Source organism: Polynucleobacter sp. MWH-Berg-3C6 (assembly GCF_018881855.1).
GTDB lineage: Bacteria > Pseudomonadota > Gammaproteobacteria > Burkholderiales > Burkholderiaceae > Polynucleobacter.
In genome coordinates, this window is record NZ_JACVPN010000004.1 from 35041 (window position 1) to 52277 (window position 17237).

The window sequence follows — 17237 nt, forward strand, 5'->3', positions numbered from 1 at the left end:
TTTTCCACAGGTTTTTTGTCTTCTAATGCTTTGATTTATATAGGTTTTTTAAGTTATCCACGGAAATAAGAAGCCTTATTACTATTACTACTAAGATATATACAAGGATTTAAAAGCAATGCAACTCGTTAACACTTCTCGCGATAACTTACTAAAACCACTTCAGGTTGTTAGTGGGATTGTTGAACGTAGACACACACTTCCAATCCTGGCAAATCTTCTGTTTAAAAAGAGCGGTGAAAAAGTGTCTTTCGTCTCTACTGATATTGAAATCCAAATTACCACTAATGCAAATTTTGGTGTTGGTACGGAAGATGTGACTACAACAGTTGCTGCCAGAAAGTTGTTGGATATTTTGCGCGCACTTCCTGAGGGCCCTGTTTCCTTAAATTTAAAAGACAACCGTATGGTTGTGCAAAGTGGAAAAAGCCGCTTCTCATTACAAACTTTATCTGCGGCAGAATTTCCAGTAATGCAAAGTGTTGGTGAGGTAACTGCTGCTTGGAAGATGTCACAGAAAAGTTTTCGCCAGCTAATTAGCCAAGTTCATTTTTCAATGGCGCAACAAGATATTCGTTATTACCTTAATGGAATGCTTTTGGTTATTGAGGGTAAAGAAGTTGTAGCGGTAGCAACGGATGGCCATCGCCTAGCCTACTCTCAAGTTGAGTTGGCTGAAGCGCCCTCTGGTTCCGGCCAAAGGCAGGAAATCATTATTCCTCGTAAAACAATCTTAGAGTGCCAACATCTTTTAGAGGATTCTGATGAGTTGTTAGAAATTAGCCTTACTGCAAATCAAGTGAAGTTTGCTTTTGGTGATATTGAATTAATTTCTAAATTGGTAGAAGGTAAATTCCCAGACTTCCAAAGAGTAATTCCAAAAGGGCATAAAAATACTTTAGTTGTTGGTCGAGACGTTTTGCAGTCAGCGCTACAACGTGCTGCTATTTTGACTACAGATAAATTTAAAGGTGTTCGCTTCTCTTTATCCCCCAATCGAATTACCGTTCAATCTACTAATGCTGAACAAGAAGAGGCGCAAGAAGAGATTGAAACTGAATACAGTGGGGATACTGTGGAGATTGGGTTTAACGTAAGCTACCTTTTGGATGTTTTATCTAACCTCAAGAATGAAAAAATTCAAATTAGTTTGGGTGATGCAAATAGTAGTGCTGTGATTACTCTGCCTGGCTCAGAGAGCTTCAAGTATGTTGTGATGCCAATGCGTATTTAACTTAGAAAAAAATGACTGAAGAAAAAAAAGTAGTAGAGCAGTACGGCGCGGCATCGATTCAAATCTTAGAGGGCCTTGAGGCTGTTCGTAAACGTCCTGGAATGTACATCGGAGATACCTCTGATGGAACGGGCTTACACCACTTAGTTTTTGAAGTTTTAGATAACTCGATTGATGAGGCATTAGCCGGTTATTGCTCTGAAATAACGGTTGTTATACAAACCGATAACTCAATCTCGATCGTTGACAACGGACGCGGCGTTCCAACAGGCATTAAATACGACGACAAGCATGAGCCAAAGCGTAGTGCTGCTGAAATTGTAATGACCGAGCTGCATGCTGGTGGCAAGTTTGACCAAAACAGCTATAAAGTTTCTGGTGGACTGCATGGTGTAGGTGTAAGTTGTGTAAACGCTTTATCAAAATGGCTCAAACTCACCATTCGACGTGATGGCAAAACCCACTACATGGAGTTTGAGCGCGGCGTTATTAAGAATCGCAATATTCAAGAAGAAAATGGCGTTGCTATTTCTCCAATTACCGTTACCGGCGACACAGAGTTGTCAGGAACAGAAGTTCACTTTCTTGCGGATGAAACCATTTTTGGAAACGTAGAGTTTCATTATGAAATTCTCGTCAAACGTATTCGCGAACTTTCTTTCTTAAATAATGGCGTACACATCAAATTAATTGATCAGCGTACGGGTCAAGAAGAAGACTTTGCATTCTCAGGCGGTGTAAAAGGTTTCGTTGAATACATCAACCAAACTAAAAACGTTTTGCACCCAAATATTTTTTATGCTGAAGGTGTTCGCCCTTCCGATTTAGGTGGGCAGATTACGGCTGAAGTTTCCATGCAGTGGAATGACAGTTTTAGTGAGCAAGTGCTTTGTTTTACCAACAACATCCCTCAACGAGATGGCGGCACCCACTTAACCGGACTACGTGCAGCCATGACACGCGTCATCAATAAATATATTGATGAGAATGAGGTTGCAAAAAAAGCCAAGGTAGAAATTTCTGGCGACGATATGCGCGAGGGCTTAGCCTGCGTCTTATCGGTAAAAGTTCCAGAACCCAAATTTTCTAGTCAAACCAAAGATAAGTTGGTGTCTAGTGAGGTGCGCGGCCCAGTAGAAGAGATTGTTGCAGAGGCGTTGAGCGCCTATCTCCAGGAGCGCCCAGCAGACGCAAAAATACTTTGCGGCAAAATTGTTGATGCTGCCCGAGCTCGTGAGGCAGCACGTAAAGCCCGCGATATGACTAGACGCAAGGGTGCGCTAGACGGCCTTGGTCTTCCTGGAAAGCTGGCTGACTGCCAAGAAAAAGATCCCGCTAAGTCCGAATTGTTTATTGTTGAGGGAGACTCAGCCGGAGGCTCTGCCAAACAGGGGCGCGACCGCCGCTTTCAAGCGATTCTTCCTTTAAAAGGAAAAATTCTGAACGTAGAAAAAGCGCGCTTTGACAAAATGCTAGCCAGCCAAGAGGTGGTCACCTTGATTACTGTTCTTGGCACCGGCATTGGCATTGAGGAATACAAGGCTGACAAGCTACGCTATCACCGCATCATCATCATGACCGACGCGGACGTGGACGGCAGCCACATTCGTACCCTATTATTAACTTTCTTCTATAGGCAGATGCCGGAGTTGATTGAGCGCGGCCATATTTATATTGCGCAACCACCACTTTATAAAGTGAAGTTTGGTAAGAGCGAGCAATACATCAAAGATGACGCAGAGCTCAACCAACTGTTACTGAAGATCGCGCTAGAGACAGCCTCTTTGCAAACCCCAACCGGTGAGATTATCGAGGGTGTAGCCCTAAATGAATTGGCTAAACACTATCAAGTAATTCAATCGATTGTTGACCGCTTATCACGCACAATCGACGAAGATGCTTTGAGGGCAATTGCCTCGGGCACCCAATTGAATTTGGATACCGAAAAATCTGCAAACGAATCTGCTGAGCAACTAAGAAAAGCCCTTGCAGACTCTTTAAATCCCCTGGCTTTGCCGCCAGAAATTATTGTGCAAAAGGAAGATCGTACTGAGCGCTTTAGATTGTTGCTATCGCGCCGCATTCACGGCAACCTCAAGCTATCTTCAATTAACTCCGACTTTGTGCATGGGGATGATTATCAAAGTTTAGCCAATGCGGCAGCAGTTTTATCTGGCAAAGTTTTGCCTGGGTCAAAAGTGCGCCGCGGCGATCCAGACAAAAATCAGAAGGAACAAACTATTGGTGACTTTAGAGCAGCCTTCTCTTGGTTGTTGTCTGAGGCCGAGCGCGTTTTGAGTCGCCAACGCTACAAAGGTTTGGGTGAGATGAATCCATCGCAATTATGGGAAACCACCATGGATGCTAGCTCGCGCACTTTGTTACAAGTAAAGATTGAGGATGCTATTGCTGCGGACCAGGTCTTTACAACATTAATGGGTGATGAGGTTGAGCCGCGTCGCGCATTTATTGAGAAGAACGCGCTTATTGCTCGCAACCTAGACGTTTAAATATGAAATCAAAAAAAATAACACCCCCCAAGGTGGATCGGTCTTCTATTGTTGTTAAATCCTCGCCCATTCATGGCAAGGGCGTTTTTGTAGCAAAGCCAATTAAAAAAGGCCAAGCAATCATTGAATACAAAGGGGAGCGCATTAGCTGGAAGCTGGCTATCAAGCGTCATCCGCATGATAAGAAAGACCCCAACCATACCTTTTATTTTTCTTTAGATGATGGCCGAGTGATTGATGCAAAGTATGGTGGCAACGCTGCCCGTTGGATCAACCACTCTTGCAAGCCAAGCTGTGAGACCAAAGAGGGTATATATGATGGTGAGCCACGAGTTTTTATTTACGCCAAGCGCGCACTAAAGATTGGCGAAGAGCTTTTTTATGACTACTCTCTTGATGTTGATGGCCGCGTTACCAAGCAGATGAAAAAAGACTACGAGTGCCGTTGTGGCGCCAAAAAATGTCGCGGCACAATGCTTGCCATTGAAGAAAAGTAAGACACCGATAACCCATGTTGTATGTAAGTATTCAGGAGCTTGAGGCCGCCATTAATTATTGGCGCAGCCAATCCCCAGCAGAAGGTGAGGAGCTTCGTTTGTGTCCCGAAGCTGCTGCCCTTGCAAAACCTTACGCACTAATGATTGTTCAGGGCGCACAACGCGTTCCATTGGATGTTTTGGATGAGCTTGCGCGCACCGCAATTCAAAAATTTATAAAAATCAACCAAAACTCATAGGGCCCAAGTATTAATGGGTTTAGGGTTATTGCTATATAAAGCAGGTCTATCTTGGGTTATCCTCAAACTCTTGCCTCAAATGAGGGGTAGGGGGCATGAGATTGCAAGAAACAATATTAAAAACAATTGGGCTTGGCAAATCCTTTAAGGGGTTTTCCGCTGTTAGTGATGTAAACCTGGATGTAAGCAGGGGGACCATTCACGCCTTAATTGGCCCAAATGGGGCTGGCAAAACCACCTGTTTTAATTTGTTAACCAAATTTCTTGAGCCCAGTAGCGGGCAAATTTTATTTAATGGACTCGACATTACAAACGAGGCTCCGGCGCAGATAGCACGAAGGGGCGTTATCCGTTCTTTTCAGATTTCTGCTGTTTTTCCACATTTGACTGTGCTCGAAAATGTTCGTGTTGCACTGCAGCGAGGATTGGGCACAGAGTTTAATTTTTGGAAATCAGGCGATTCATTGCGGGTGCTTAATGAGCGTGCTCTTGAGCTCTTGCACGAGGTTGGCCTAGAGGGTTTTGCCAATGAAGAAACTCTCAATTTAGCCTATGGTCGCAAAAGAGCTCTCGAGATTGCCACAACTTTAGCTATGGAGCCAGAGTTGATGCTGCTTGATGAGCCTACCCAGGGAATGGGTCACGAAGATGTGGAGCGCGTAACAGAGCTAATTGATCGGGTGGCCAAGGGCCGCACGATATTGATGGTAGAGCACAATATGAAGGTGGTTTCTTCTATTGCGGATCGCATCACTGTATTGCAGCGAGGCTCAGTTTTGGCTGAAGGCTCTTATCACGAGGTATCAAACAACCCACTGGTGGTTGAGGCCTACATGGGCAGCCACGGGGGCGACAAGCTATGAGCGCTATGGCCCTAGAGGTTAAAAATTTAGAGTCTTGGTATGGGGAGTCTCATATTCTGCATGGCGTGAATTTCGCTGTGCGCGATGGAGAGGTTGTCACCCTATTGGGCAGAAATGGTGCTGGCCGAAGCACGATCCTTAAAACCATTTTGGGCCTTACAAGCAAGAGAACGGGTTCTGTGGGGGTTTATGGCACCGAAACAATCTCCATGCCGACTTACAAAATTGCTCGTTTAGGTGTTGGTTATTGCCCTGAAGAGCGGGGTATTTTTGGAAGTCTAAGCGCCGAAGAAAATCTTTTGCTGTTACCAGAAATTGCGCCAGGCGGGATGGGTTTGGATGAGATTTATGAAATGTTTCCAAACTTATATGAAAGACGGAACAGTCCAGGAACGAGATTGTCTGGTGGTGAGCAGCAAATGTTGGCTATGGCGCGCATTTTAAGGACGGGCGCCAAATTATTGCTGCTCGATGAAATTACAGAAGGCTTGGCCCCTGTGATTGTGCAAAAACTAGGTGAAGTTGTAACCAGCTTGCGCAATAAAGGGTTCACGATTGTTCTGGTTGAGCAAAATTTCCGCTTTGCTGCACCCTTGGCTGATTGCCATTATGTGGTTGAGCATGGAAATGTGGTTGAGGTGGTGCAACAGAGTGAGCTTGCTGCAAAAGCATCCTTATTAAATGAGTATCTTGGTGTTTAGTTCTGATCTATAGGAGATAGAAATGAAGTTAAAGCAAATAACCGCGTGTCTGGTTGCAGCAACCATGTTTGGTGGCAATCCAGCCTTCGCACAAAGCGGTGCAAAAGTGAGCGGGGATGTAGTTAAGATCGGCGTATTAACCGATCTTTCCTCTACCTATTCTGATTTGGCTGGGCCTGGAGCTGTAATCGCGGCAAAAATGGCAATTGCCGATTTTTCTAAAGACGGCACTGTTATTGGTAAAAAGATTGAGCTTTTAAGCGCAGATCATCAAAACAAGGCTGATATTGCTGCAAACAAGGCTCGTGAGTGGTACGACAAAGATGGTGTTGACGTGATTGTTGAGTTGGTTTCAACCAACGTTGCGCTTGCTGTAATGGAAGTGGCTGAGCAAAAGAACAAAATTACCCTGGTATCTGGTGCAGCATCTTTGCCGATTACCAATGAAAAATGCACTGCCAACAACGTTCACTGGACGTATGACACGTATGCGCTTTCAAACGGTACAGCGAAGGCGGTTGTAAAGCAGGGTAAAAAGAATTGGTATTTCTTAACTGCTGATTACGCATTCGGTGCCGCCTTAGAAAGAGATTCAACCAACGTTCTTACGGCCAACGGCGGTAAGGTATTGGGAACCAGCAAGCACCCGTTTCCTAACAGCGACTTCTCTTCATACCTCTTAAAGGCTCAGGCTAGTGGCGCAGACGTTGTTGCACTTGCGAATGCTGGTCAAGACACCATTAATAGTGTGAAACAGGCCTCAGAGTTTGGTATCAACAAAAAACAAACCGTTGTTCCTTTGTTGATGTTTATTACCGATGTTCACTCTTTAGGTTTAAATGCCGCACAAGGCATGTACCTAACCGAGGGCTTCTATTGGGATAAGGACGACAAGACCCGCGCTTTCGCAAAACGCTTCATCTTGCAACATAAGCGTATGCCATCCAGCGTTCAGGCTGGCGTTTACTCTTCAGTTCTTGCCTACTTAAATGCAGTACAAAAGGCCGGCACGGATGATACTCAGGCTGTAATGAAGGCTCTTAAGTCCACCAACATTGATGACGGTCTTTTCAAAGGCAAGATTCGTGCTGATGGTAAGTTTGAGCATGATATGTATCTGCTTGAAGTGAAGAAGCCTTCTGAGTCAACAAGCCCATGGGATTATTACAACGTTCGTGCAGTGATTCCTGCTGCTGAAGCGACACAACCACTTTCATTGTCACGATGCAAGTTGGTTACTAATAAGTAATTCATCCCTTAAGCATGTTTGAACTTCTCGGAATTACCCCTCAAGGGCTGGTAGCCCAGCTCTTGGTGGGGCTTATCAATGGCTCGTTTTATGCCATATTGAGTTTGGGGCTGGCCATTATTTTTGGCCTTCTCAACATCATTAATTTTGCACACGGCGCCCAGTACACCATGGGTGCTTTTATTGCCTGGATTGGCCTAACTCAAATTAGCCAATGGCTGGGCTTTCCTGATTTATCGATTAATTATTGGTTTGCATTAATTATTGTTCCGCTTGTGTTGGCGGGGTTTGGTTTGATTCTTGAGCGCACGATGTTGCGTCGCTTGTATCACCTTGATCATTTGTATGGCCTCTTACTGACTTTTGGTCTGGCTTTAATTATTGAGGGCATGTTCCGTCATTGGTACGGAATTTCTGGCGAGAGCTATCCGGCCCCAGAACTTTTACAGGGCGCCATTCCACTGGAATCGATTGGCATCATTTTGCCGAAATATCGTATGTGGGTGGTTGCTATTTCTTTGGTGGTTTGTTTCTCCACTTGGTATGTAATCGAGAGAACAAAGTTGGGCGCCTACTTGCGCGCCGGAACTGAAAACCCAAAACTACTCCAAGCTTTTGGTATCAATGTTCCTTTGATGATTTCTTTGGCTTACGCTTATGGCGTTGGCCTCGCTGGCTTTGCCGGTGTTTTGGCTGCCCCAATCTTTCAAGTTAACCCATTGATGGGTTCGAACCTGATTATTGTGGTGTTCGCAGTGGTAGTCATCGGTGGAATGGGCTCAATCATGGGCGCCATTTTGACTGGCCTGGGTTTGGGCCTGATTGAGGGGCTCACAAAAGTGTTCTACCCAGAGGCTTCTGGCGTAGTGATCTTTGTGATCATGGCAATTGTTTTGTTGATTCGTCCTGCTGGACTGTTTGGGCGGGAAAAATAATCATGAATCAAAAAACAAAACTGCTTTACGGCATTCTAGTTTTAATTGCTTTGTTATTGCCGTTTCAGGACTTCATCTATTTGGTTTTTGCAATGAAGGTTTTGTGTTTTGCCCTATTTGCTTGTGCTTTCAATTTGCTGCTTGGCTTCACCGGACTTTTATCCTTTGGTCACGCAGCATTTTTTGGAACTTCCGCTTACATTACTGCCTACCTTTGCAAAGAGGCGGGCTTTGCCCCGGAGCTGGGAATTGTCTTGGGTGTGCTTGGTTCGGGCGCGCTTGGATTCATCATTGGCTCTTTGGCAATTCGTCGCCAAGGCATTTATTTTGCAATGGTTACCTTGGCTCTCTCGCAAATGATTTACTTTTTGGCGGTCCAGATGCCATTTACGGGCGGTGAAGATGGCATTCAAGGTGTACCGCGCGGAATGCTATTTGGTCTTATAGATCTAAAAAATGATGTCGCCATGTACTACTTTGTTCTTGCAGTTTTCTTGTTTGGTTTTGCGCTCATCATGCGCGCTGTTAACTCGCCATTTGGTCAGGTCTTAAAAGCAATTCGAGAAAATGAGCCGCGCGCTATTTCTTTGGGTTATGACGTTGATCGCTTCAAGCTAATGTCTTTTGTAATTTCAGCCGCCCTCTCTGGTTTGGCTGGGTCGATGAAGTCTTTGGTATTCCAATTAGCAACATTGACCGATGTTCATTGGCACATGTCTGGCGAAGTGGTGTTGATGACCTTGCTTGGTGGCATGGGAACTATTCTTGGCCCAGTGGTTGGTGCTGGCATCGTGGTGGGTTTGCAAAATTACTTAGCAAACATTGGTTCCTGGAGCACGATTGCAACAGGCTTTATTTTTGTGATTTGTGTCTTGGCATTCCGTCGCGGTGTAGTAGGCGAAATTGTTGCGCACTACAAAAACAAAAACTGAGTTTTTGTTTTTCCTTTTATTATTTGGTTTTAGTGCGGCGCACTCGCCGCACTCATTTAAATAAAAGAGACTCTCATCGAATTTTCAATTTACATTTGGCCCCTGCTTCTAGCCATGGCCTTTTTTGCTGGCTTAGTTGATGCAGTGGCTGGCGGCGGCGGCTTGATTCAGGTCCCGGCTTTGTTTGCGGCCTACCCAGAGGCCCCGCCAGCAACACTTCTTTCTACTAATAAAGTTTCTGCTATTGGCGGGACTCTCAATGCTGCGCGAAGATATTTGCGCCACGTTTCATTGCCATGGGCAATTGTTTTACCTGCGATCGTGGCTGGTTTTGTCGGTTCTCTTTTGGGCGCCAACGCCGTTAGCAATTTTCCGGCAGAGCCATTGCGAAAAGCTTTGCCGTTTTTACTGCTCTTTCTTTTGTTCTACACCTGGTTTCAGCCTTCATTGGGAGAGCAGCATGCGCCAAAGGAAAAGAGCCGCTTTCAGCAATTCAAAGCCGTTCTTCTGGGATTAATAATCGGTTTTTATGATGGCTTTTTCGGCCCCGGCACCGGCAGCTTTTTGCTGTTTGGCTTTGTGAGATTTTTTGCCTTTGATTTTTTGCATGCCTCTGCCGCAACTAAGCTCGTGAACGTTGCAACAAACTTGGCAGCAATTCTGATGCTGGCTAGCCTTGGTCAAATTAATTGGCCTCTTGGCATTGCCATGATGATTGCCAATATTGCAGGTAGCCAATTTGGCAGTCGACTTGCAATTAAGCATGGGAGCGCCTTTGTCAGGAAGGCTTTCCTCTTAATTGTGAGTGTGCTGATCCTCAAGTCTGCGTGGAATGCCTATTTCTTGAATTAAATCAAAGACTTAAAAAACGCCGCTTATCTTTCTAGGTTTTTTCACCACTTTTGTTTCACGTGAAACAAACAAAATGCTATGATCATCGCCCTATCTGAGGCAAATCATGCGTTATTCCAAAAGTTTCGATGTCATCGTAGTTGGCGGCGGCCACGCCGGGACTGAGGCCGCCCTCGCATCGGCACGCATGGGATGCGACACCCTATTAATTACCCATAGCATTGAGAGCTTGGGGGCAATGAGTTGCAACCCTTCTATTGGAGGGATTGGCAAAGGCCACCTGGTTAAAGAAATTGATGCCATGGGCGGCGCTATGGCTGCAGCAACCGATGAGGCCGGCATCCAATTTCGTATTCTAAATTCCAGTAAAGGCCCGGCCGTCCGAGCGACCCGCGCCCAAGGTGATCGCATCTTATATAAAGCAGCAATTCGCCGCCGTTTAGAAAATCAGCCGAATCTGACCCTTTTTCAGGCTGCGGTAGATGATCTTTTGGTAAAGGGCGACGAGGTTCAGGGCGTCGTAACCCAAATGGGCCTAGAGTTTATGGCCAAAAAGGTGGTTTTGACTGCCGGAACCTTTTTGGATGGAAAAATCCATGTTGGCTTAAATAATTATGCTGGTGGCCGCGCTGGTGATCCTGCGGCAGCTTCATTGTCTGCGCGCTTAAAAGAGTTAAAGCTTCCTCAGGGAAGATTAAAGACTGGTACCCCGCCCCGAATTGACGGCCGAACCATCGACTTTTCAGTCATGCTTGAGCAGCCTGGAGATCTCGATCCAGTCCCAGTTTTCTCTTATTTAGGGCGCCCAGAACAACATCCAAAGCAAGTGCCTTGCTGGATTTCTCACACAAATGAAAAGACTCATGACATTATTCGGGGCGGCTTAGACCGCTCCCCAATGTATACCGGGGTAATTGAGGGGGTTGGCCCACGCTACTGCCCTTCTATTGAGGACAAAATTCATCGTTTTGCCTCTAGAAATAGCCACCAGATCTTTTTGGAGCCAGAAGGCTTAACTACCAATGAGTTTTATCCCAATGGAATCTCTACAAGTCTGCCTTTTGATATTCAATGGGATTTGGTCCGCAGCATTCGAGGTCTAGAGTCAGCTGTCATTGTTCGCCCTGGCTACGCCATTGAATATGATTTCTTTGATCCGCGCCAATTGCGCCATAGCTTAGAAACCAGGGCTATTGGTGGGCTTTACTTTGCTGGGCAGATCAATGGCACCACGGGTTATGAAGAGGCTGCAGCCCAAGGAATGCTGGCGGGAATTAATGCTGGTTTGGCCTCTAAAGGTAAAGAGCCTTGGCTGCCCAAGCGCAGCGAGTCTTATATTGGCGTTTTGGTGGACGATTTGATTACTCGTGGCGTTCAAGAGCCCTATCGGATGTTTACTAGCCGAGCGGAATACCGCCTTAGCTTGCGGGAAGATAACGCAGATATGCGTTTAACAGCAATTGGACGAGACCTCGGTTTGGTAGACGACTATCGCTGGGAAGTATTTTGTAGAAAACAAGAAGCTGTTTCACGTGAAACATCTCGTCTTCAGGATATTTGGGTGGGCCCAAAGCATGAGGCGGCCGCCCTGGTTTCCGATCTTTTAGGCCAAGACTTGTCCCACGAGTGCAATTTAACCGAGCTATTACGTCGTCCGGGCGTAACTTATGAGGCAATTACAAGCTTGGGCGATGGATTATGGTCGCCCGGGGTTTTGGACGATGACATTGGGCTTGCAGCTCAAATTAGTGATCAAGTGGAAATTTCGGTCAAATATCAAGGCTATATTGATCGCCAGGCGGTTGAAATTGCTCGCCAAGAACATAACGAAACATTCCCCCTGCCCGAATCTTTGGATTATTCAAATGTATTGGGTCTATCCAAAGAGGTTCAGCAAAAGCTGAACCTACATAAGCCAGAAACATTGGGACAGGCAGGCAGGATATCCGGAGTAACTCCGGCCGCACTCTCTTTGCTTTTGGTTCACCTTAAAAAGGGTTTGGGCCGCGCCCAAGAAACCACATGAGCGAGAGCTTGCTTGCTCTGGGAATTGCCGAGCTCGGTTTAAATTTAAATGACGCAAATATTGCTAATTTAGAGCTTTTTTTGCAAGAGATGGGACGCTGGAATCAGGTGCATAACCTAACCGCGATTGAGGGCGAAAAGGATTCAATCAGCCTTCATCTTATTGATTCTATTGCAGTTTTACCGGTTTTGAGGCAGTTTTTAAAAAGTCAAAATCCCAGCATTGCAGATTTAGGTTCTGGCGGCGGCCTTCCCGCAATTCCGATTGCTATTGTGGAGCCCGAGTGGCGCTTGACCCTAATCGAGGCGGTCAGAAAGAAGACTGCTTTCTTGCAGCATGTGCGGGGAAAGTTGAAGCTAAAAAATATCGAAGTGTTGAGCGAGCGCGTTGAAGATGTTGCAGTGCAACAACCAGCCCAGTTTGATGCCGTTATTTCTCGAGCATTTACGAATCTTGCGCGCTTTTTAGACTTGTCATTGCCTTTTTTAAAGCCCGATGGTCTGGTGTTTGCAATGAAAGGCAAGCGCGCAGATGAAGAGATGCAGGCGGTTTGTATGAATGACTGGCGCTTATTGGCAGATGAACCCTTGCATATACCCAATTTATCGGTGGAAAGACGCCTTTTGGTCTTAACCCCCATGAGAAAATCACCCCTCACCTCTTAAGCAAAGTCACAAAGTAGCTATGGCAAAAATATTCTGTATCGCGAATCAAAAAGGTGGTGTTGGCAAGACTACCACCGCTGTAAATTTGGCCGCCGGCCTGGCCGGCCTGAAGCAGCGAGTGTTGTTGGTAGATTTGGATCCACAGGGCAATGCCACCATGGGCTCTGGGGTTGAGAAGGCAGATTTAAATAACAGCGTTTACCAAGTTTTAATTGGTTTGGCTTCAGTAAAAGATTGTGCTCAACGTTGTGAGAGCTCTGGATATGACGTGTTGCCCGCAAATCGTGATTTAGCTGGTGCAGAAATTGAATTAGTAGATATTGATGCGCGCGAATCTCGCTTGAAAGATGCGTTAGCTGCAGTGGCAAATGATTACGATTTTATTTTGATCGATTGTCCGCCTGCATTGTCATTGTTAACGCTCAATGGACTGTGTGCAGCAAATGGCGTCATCGTGCCAATGCAGTGTGAATATTTTGCACTTGAAGGATTGTCAGATTTAGTAAACACCATCAAGCAAGTGCATGCAAATTTAAATCCCGATTTAGTGATTATTGGTTTATTGCGCGTGATGTTTGATGCGCGCATGACGCTACAACAACAAGTTTCTGATCAACTGCTAGAGCACTTCGGCGACAAAGTATTTAAGACGATTATTCCGCGCAATGTACGCCTTGCTGAGGCCCCATCTTATGGGCTTCCTGGCGTTGCGTTTGATAAGTCATCACGCGGTGCAAAAGCCTATTTAGAGTTTGGCGCTGAGATGGTTGAGCGCATCAAACACATGTAATTTTTTAAGAAGATAAAACACCATGGTTGCAATTAAGAAAAAAGGTTTGGGCAGAGGATTAGAGGCGCTGCTCGGCGAGAAAACCTCTCAAGTAAATTCAACAGCAGAAATTAATCGTCTGCCATTAACTGCGTTGCAGGCCGGTAAATATCAGCCGCGTCAAAAAATGGAATCTGGCGCGTTGCAAGAACTGGCAGAGAGCATTCGTGAACAAGGTGTAATGCAACCACTATTGGTCAGACTTGTGGCTCCAGGCAAATATGAAATCATTGCCGGCGAACGACGCTTTCGTGCGGCCACAATTGCTGGGCTAAAAGAAGTCCCCGTTTTGGTTTCTAGTGCAGATGACCAAGCTGCAGCAGCAATGGCTTTGGTTGAAAACATGCAAAGGGAAGATTTAAATCCCCTTGAAGAGTCGCAAGGCCTGGCAAGGCTGATTGAAGAGTTTGGCTTTACCCATGAACAGGCTGCAAAAGCAGTTGGCAAGTCTCGCAGCGCCATTACCAACCTGTTGCGCCTAGCCCAGCTCGCAAAGCCTGTGCAGGCAATGCTTTTGGCTGGTGATATCGATATGGGCCATGCCCGCGCCCTATTGCCCCTCCCGGGAGCTAGCCAGGTTGCTTTGGCTCAAAGAATTGCCGCCCAAGGCCTATCTGTGCGTGAGGCGGAAAAAATGTCAGCAGCTTTGGCAATCGCTGGAGGCCAGATTGGCGACAAGAAGCCCAAAAGCAAGGCGGGGGCCAGTTCCCCCAGTCGCGATCCTGACATGCGTCGCCTTTCCCAAGAAATCGCTGATTTAATAGGCCTAAACGTCGAATTTAAGCTCAAAGGCAAGGGCGGCGAGCTCCGCATTGGCTTTAGCCAGTTTGATGAGCTTGATTCCTTATTAAAAAAGTTGGGTATTGCAGCTGATTAATGACCTTTGAGAAATCAATTTAGTGAATAAAAATCAGCCAGCTACTAAGCGCCAATGGGACGAAATCGAGGAAGACTCCTTTAAAACTCTTAGCAAAGAGGAAATGGATGCATTGCGCAAAGCAAAACCGCGCAATTTTGCTTCAATCAACTCATGGTGGGTTGTTCTGAGTCAGGTTGTTATCACCCTAGTAATTGCTGGTACCTGCTATGTTTTTTCAAGTCTGGCTGACAAAAACGTTTATACTTATTCGGCTTTAGTAGGCGGTTTGATTGGATTTTTGCCTTCCGCGTTGTTTTTAATGCGCATAGAGGCGGCAAAAAAGAGCATCAAATCTAGCCCCGGCGGCTTTTTGGCGGCAGTGGTTTCTGGTGAATTTATCAAAATCCTAGCAACTATCGTTTTGTTCATAGGCTTTGCCCTAAAGCAGCCTGATTTGAAATGGATCCCGTTGCTTGTTACTTATTTGGCTACCCTCAAGTGTTACTTGTTGGCGTGGTTTTGGAAGTAACAAGAAGCAAATAAACAAGGACAAGTAATAGATGTCTAGCGAAGTTAACGCAGCAGCAGAAGTTGGCCACCACGCGGCCACAGAAGCGCTTACACCTACAGCCTACATTGCAGAACATCTGCAAAACCTTAACAATATTGGTGGGCCACAGCAGTCCATTATTGATTTCAGCGTTATTCATTTAGACACCATGTTCTGGACCACCCTGATGGGGTTGATCGCAGTCCTTTTGCTGGTGATTGCAGCGCGCAGAGCCTCCCCTGGCGTACCAGGCCGCTTTCAATGTTTAGTTGAAATGCTGGTTGAGATGGTCGAGACCCAGTCAAAGGGAATTGTTCATGGCGACAGATCCTACATTGCACCTCTAGCACTATTCGTTTTTTGCTGGATTATTTTGTTAAACACTCTTGATTTGGTTCCAGTGGATTGGGTTGTTGGCGTAAATCACTTTATTGAAGGTTTTGGCGTGCACGTGCCACACCATAAGATTGTTCCAACCACCGACTTGAATGCCACTCTTGGCATGTCTTTCTCAGTATTGCTATTAGTCTTCTTCTATAGCTTTAAGGTAAAAGGCCTTGGCGGCTTTATGCATGAGCTTGTCTCAGCCCCATTCGGCGCAAAGTGGTACTTAGCCCCATTCAATTTAATCCTCAACATCATTGAGTATGTTGCTAAAGGCGTTTCTTTGGGAATGCGACTTTTTGGAAATATGTATGCGGGCGAATTGATCTTTTTGTTGATCGCCCTCTTAGGAAGTATGTGGACCTTTAATTTTGATTTGTACATGCTTGGCTTTGTGGGCAACGTGCTCGCTGGCTCTGCTTGGGCAATCTTCCACATCTTGGTCATTTTGTTGCAAGCATTTATTTTCATGATGTTGACTTTGGTTTACATAGGCCAAGCTCATAGTCACCATTAACTTTTTTATTTTTAACCTCACTTTCAATACTTAGGAGTAAACATGCAAGCATTCTTAGCCAACATTCAAGGACTAACCGCTATCGGTATTGGCCTCATCATCGGCCTCGGCGCTTTAGGAGCCTGTTTGGGCATTGGCCTCATGGGTGGTAAGTTCATTGAGGGCGCTGCCCGTCAACCAGAACTCATCAACGAATTGCAAACCAAAATGTTCCTGTTGGCTGGTTTGATCGACGCTGCGTTTTTGATCGGCGTTGGTGTTGCAATGTTGTTTGCTTTCGCAAACCCACTGCTCGCAGTTATTAAGTAATTGTTTTGGCGTGGATGACCACAGGGTCATCCAACCGTTCTCAACAATACTGAAAGGAATATCGTGAATCTGAACGCGACCCTATTCGCGCAAATGATCGTCTTCTTCGTCTTATGGTGGGTTGTTGCACGCTTCGTGTGGCCACCGCTGGTTAAGGCGCTAGATGAGCGTTCAACCAAAATTGCTGATGGTTTGGCTGCTGCCGAGCGCGGAAAAGAAGAATTAGCACTTGCTAATAATGCTGCTGAATTAGAGCTCTCAAAAGCGCGCCAAGAAGGTGTGCTGCGTGTAGCTGAAGCAGAAAAGCGCGCACAAATGTCAGCCGATGAAATCCGTGCTAACGCACAAGCTGAAGCAACCCGCATTATTTCTCAAGCAAAAGAAGATGCAGACCAACAAGTAACACGTGCTCGCGAAGTTTTGCGTGCTGAGGTTGCTGTATTGGCTGTAAAAGGTGCTGAGCAAATTTTGCGTCGGGAAGTAGACGCTAAGGCCCACGGCGCATTGCTAGACCAACTTAAGGCAGAGCTTTGATATGGCTGAGTTAGCCACGATTGCTCGCCCTTATGCTGAAGCACTTTTTCAAAGTGCTAAGCCTGCTGAGCTTGCTTCAATCTTGGAGCAGCTTAACGAGTTGGCCCAGCTTGCTGCGCAACCTGAAGTTGCTGGCTTATCCAACAACCCAAAAGTTTCTGCAGATGATTTAACCAAGCTCCTATCTGGCATGGTGAAGACGAAGTTAGATGGAAAAGTAGCAAGCTTTTTAAGTCTTGTGAATCAAAGTCATCGCTTGGCAGCCATCCCTGAAATTGCAAGTCAATTTGAGGCGATGAAAAACAAGAGCGAAGGTGCAGCAGAAGTAATGATTACCAGCGCATTCCCTATCGAAGGAAGTGCACTAAATGATTTGTTGTCAAGTTTGAAGAAGCGCTTTGGGGGTAAAGATTTGCGCCCTACTATTCAGATTGATCCAACTTTGATTGGCGGTGTCCGCGTTCAAGTTGGTGACGAAGTAATGGATAGTTCCGTAAAGGCACGGTTAGCTCAAATGCAAGCAAGTCTTGGCGCATAAGTTATCCCTATTAA

General features: G+C 45.8%; 19 protein-coding genes. All 19 read left to right on the forward strand.

Going from position 1 to position 17237, the window contains the following annotated elements; genetic code table 11:
• The first annotated feature begins 118 nt into the window (after nucleotides 1-118).
• The 19 genes from dnaN (at nucleotide 119) to ICN13_RS07720 (ending at nucleotide 17223) form a co-directional block, all read left to right on the forward strand.
• Nucleotides 119-1234: a DNA polymerase III subunit beta gene (gene dnaN, locus ICN13_RS07630; RefSeq protein WP_216139806.1), complete on the forward strand. Its 1116-nt coding sequence runs from the start codon at nucleotides 119-121 to the stop codon at nucleotides 1232-1234.
• An 11-nt stretch (nucleotides 1235-1245) separates the two neighbouring features.
• Nucleotides 1246-3744 carry a DNA topoisomerase (ATP-hydrolyzing) subunit B gene (gene gyrB, locus ICN13_RS07635; protein ID WP_216139807.1) on the forward strand — a complete coding sequence of 833 codons (2499 nt, stop codon included), beginning with the start codon at nucleotides 1246-1248 and terminating at the stop codon, nucleotides 3742-3744.
• Between the two features lie 2 nt (nucleotides 3745-3746).
• The gene (locus ICN13_RS07640; protein ID WP_216139808.1) at nucleotides 3747-4241 is read left to right on the forward strand and encodes an SET domain-containing protein; all 495 of its coding nucleotides are present in this window, start codon (nucleotides 3747-3749) and stop codon (nucleotides 4239-4241) included.
• 14 nt (nucleotides 4242-4255) lie between these two features.
• Nucleotides 4256-4480 carry a DUF3717 domain-containing protein gene (locus ICN13_RS07645; RefSeq protein WP_216139809.1) on the forward strand — a complete coding sequence of 75 codons (225 nt, stop codon included), beginning with the start codon at nucleotides 4256-4258 and terminating at the stop codon, nucleotides 4478-4480.
• 95 nt (nucleotides 4481-4575) lie between these two features.
• Entirely contained in the window at nucleotides 4576-5343 is a 768-nt protein-coding gene (locus ICN13_RS07650; RefSeq protein ID WP_216139810.1) for an ABC transporter ATP-binding protein, read from the forward strand.
• Nucleotides 5340-6044: an ABC transporter ATP-binding protein gene (locus tag ICN13_RS07655; protein ID WP_216139811.1), complete on the forward strand. Its 705-nt coding sequence runs from the start codon at nucleotides 5340-5342 to the stop codon at nucleotides 6042-6044. The genes ICN13_RS07650 and ICN13_RS07655 overlap by 4 nt, the downstream gene beginning before the upstream one ends.
• A gap of 22 nt (nucleotides 6045-6066) precedes the next feature.
• Nucleotides 6067-7293 carry an ABC transporter substrate-binding protein gene (locus ICN13_RS07660; RefSeq protein ID WP_087908770.1) on the forward strand — a complete coding sequence of 409 codons (1227 nt, stop codon included), beginning with the start codon at nucleotides 6067-6069 and terminating at the stop codon, nucleotides 7291-7293.
• Between the two features lie 14 nt (nucleotides 7294-7307).
• Nucleotides 7308-8228, forward strand: a complete 921-nt coding sequence (locus ICN13_RS07665) for a branched-chain amino acid ABC transporter permease (protein ID WP_216139812.1) — start codon at nucleotides 7308-7310, stop codon at nucleotides 8226-8228.
• 2 nt (nucleotides 8229-8230) lie between these two features.
• Nucleotides 8231-9160 carry a branched-chain amino acid ABC transporter permease gene (locus tag ICN13_RS07670; RefSeq protein WP_216139813.1) on the forward strand — a complete coding sequence of 310 codons (930 nt, stop codon included), beginning with the start codon at nucleotides 8231-8233 and terminating at the stop codon, nucleotides 9158-9160.
• A 114-nt stretch (nucleotides 9161-9274) separates the two neighbouring features.
• Entirely contained in the window at nucleotides 9275-10012 is a 738-nt protein-coding gene (locus tag ICN13_RS07675; protein ID WP_216139814.1) for a TSUP family transporter, read from the forward strand.
• A 106-nt stretch (nucleotides 10013-10118) separates the two neighbouring features.
• Entirely contained in the window at nucleotides 10119-12038 is a 1920-nt protein-coding gene (mnmG, locus tag ICN13_RS07680) for a tRNA uridine-5-carboxymethylaminomethyl(34) synthesis enzyme MnmG (protein WP_216139815.1), read from the forward strand.
• Nucleotides 12035-12703, forward strand: coding sequence for a 16S rRNA (guanine(527)-N(7))-methyltransferase RsmG (gene rsmG, locus ICN13_RS07685; RefSeq protein WP_216139816.1), 669 nt, complete (start codon nucleotides 12035-12037; stop codon nucleotides 12701-12703). Before mnmG ends, rsmG begins: the two co-directional genes overlap by 4 nt.
• 19 nt (nucleotides 12704-12722) lie before the next feature.
• A complete protein-coding gene (locus tag ICN13_RS07690; RefSeq protein ID WP_216139817.1) occupies nucleotides 12723-13493 on the forward strand; it encodes a ParA family protein in 771 nt (256 codons plus the stop codon).
• Between the two features lie 22 nt (nucleotides 13494-13515).
• Nucleotides 13516-14409 (forward strand): ParB/RepB/Spo0J family partition protein, encoded by an 894-nt coding sequence (locus tag ICN13_RS07695; protein WP_216139818.1) that lies wholly within the window; start codon nucleotides 13516-13518, stop codon nucleotides 14407-14409.
• A gap of 22 nt (nucleotides 14410-14431) precedes the next feature.
• Nucleotides 14432-14920, forward strand: a complete 489-nt coding sequence (locus ICN13_RS07700; protein WP_370622973.1) for an ATP synthase subunit I — start codon at nucleotides 14432-14434, stop codon at nucleotides 14918-14920.
• Between the two features lie 31 nt (nucleotides 14921-14951).
• The gene (atpB, locus tag ICN13_RS07705) at nucleotides 14952-15842 is read left to right on the forward strand and encodes a F0F1 ATP synthase subunit A (RefSeq protein ID WP_216139819.1); all 891 of its coding nucleotides are present in this window, start codon (nucleotides 14952-14954) and stop codon (nucleotides 15840-15842) included.
• 42 nt (nucleotides 15843-15884) lie between these two features.
• Nucleotides 15885-16151, forward strand: a complete 267-nt coding sequence (gene atpE, locus ICN13_RS07710; RefSeq protein ID WP_028818346.1) for a F0F1 ATP synthase subunit C — start codon at nucleotides 15885-15887, stop codon at nucleotides 16149-16151.
• A 63-nt stretch (nucleotides 16152-16214) separates the two neighbouring features.
• Complete coding sequence (locus tag ICN13_RS07715; protein WP_068947668.1) at nucleotides 16215-16685, forward strand: F0F1 ATP synthase subunit B; 471 nt, start codon at nucleotides 16215-16217, stop codon at nucleotides 16683-16685.
• 1 nt (nucleotide 16686) lies between these two features.
• Entirely contained in the window at nucleotides 16687-17223 is a 537-nt protein-coding gene (locus ICN13_RS07720) for a F0F1 ATP synthase subunit delta (protein WP_216139820.1), read from the forward strand.
• Nucleotides 17224-17237: the final 14 nt, after the last annotated feature.

Coding starts and splice junctions, on each gene's coding strand:
- dnaN (WP_216139806.1), top strand. CDS start 119: ATGCAACTCGTTAACACTTCTCGCGATAACTTACTAAAACCACTTCAG.
- gyrB (WP_216139807.1), top strand. CDS start 1,246: ATGACTGAAGAAAAAAAAGTAGTAGAGCAGTACGGCGCGGCATCGATT.
- ICN13_RS07640 (WP_216139808.1), top strand. CDS start 3,747: ATGAAATCAAAAAAAATAACACCCCCCAAGGTGGATCGGTCTTCTATT.
- ICN13_RS07645 (WP_216139809.1), top strand. CDS start 4,256: ATGTTGTATGTAAGTATTCAGGAGCTTGAGGCCGCCATTAATTATTGG.
- ICN13_RS07650 (WP_216139810.1), top strand. CDS start 4,576: ATGAGATTGCAAGAAACAATATTAAAAACAATTGGGCTTGGCAAATCC.
- ICN13_RS07655 (WP_216139811.1), top strand. CDS start 5,340: ATGAGCGCTATGGCCCTAGAGGTTAAAAATTTAGAGTCTTGGTATGGG.
- ICN13_RS07660 (WP_087908770.1), top strand. CDS start 6,067: ATGAAGTTAAAGCAAATAACCGCGTGTCTGGTTGCAGCAACCATGTTT.
- ICN13_RS07665 (WP_216139812.1), top strand. CDS start 7,308: ATGTTTGAACTTCTCGGAATTACCCCTCAAGGGCTGGTAGCCCAGCTC.
- ICN13_RS07670 (WP_216139813.1), top strand. CDS start 8,231: ATGAATCAAAAAACAAAACTGCTTTACGGCATTCTAGTTTTAATTGCT.
- ICN13_RS07675 (WP_216139814.1), top strand. CDS start 9,275: ATGGCCTTTTTTGCTGGCTTAGTTGATGCAGTGGCTGGCGGCGGCGGC.
- mnmG (WP_216139815.1), top strand. CDS start 10,119: ATGCGTTATTCCAAAAGTTTCGATGTCATCGTAGTTGGCGGCGGCCAC.
- rsmG (WP_216139816.1), top strand. CDS start 12,035: ATGAGCGAGAGCTTGCTTGCTCTGGGAATTGCCGAGCTCGGTTTAAAT.
- ICN13_RS07690 (WP_216139817.1), top strand. CDS start 12,723: ATGGCAAAAATATTCTGTATCGCGAATCAAAAAGGTGGTGTTGGCAAG.
- ICN13_RS07695 (WP_216139818.1), top strand. CDS start 13,516: ATGGTTGCAATTAAGAAAAAAGGTTTGGGCAGAGGATTAGAGGCGCTG.
- atpB (WP_216139819.1), top strand. CDS start 14,952: ATGTCTAGCGAAGTTAACGCAGCAGCAGAAGTTGGCCACCACGCGGCC.
- atpE (WP_028818346.1), top strand. CDS start 15,885: ATGCAAGCATTCTTAGCCAACATTCAAGGACTAACCGCTATCGGTATT.
- ICN13_RS07720 (WP_216139820.1), top strand. CDS start 16,687: ATGGCTGAGTTAGCCACGATTGCTCGCCCTTATGCTGAAGCACTTTTT.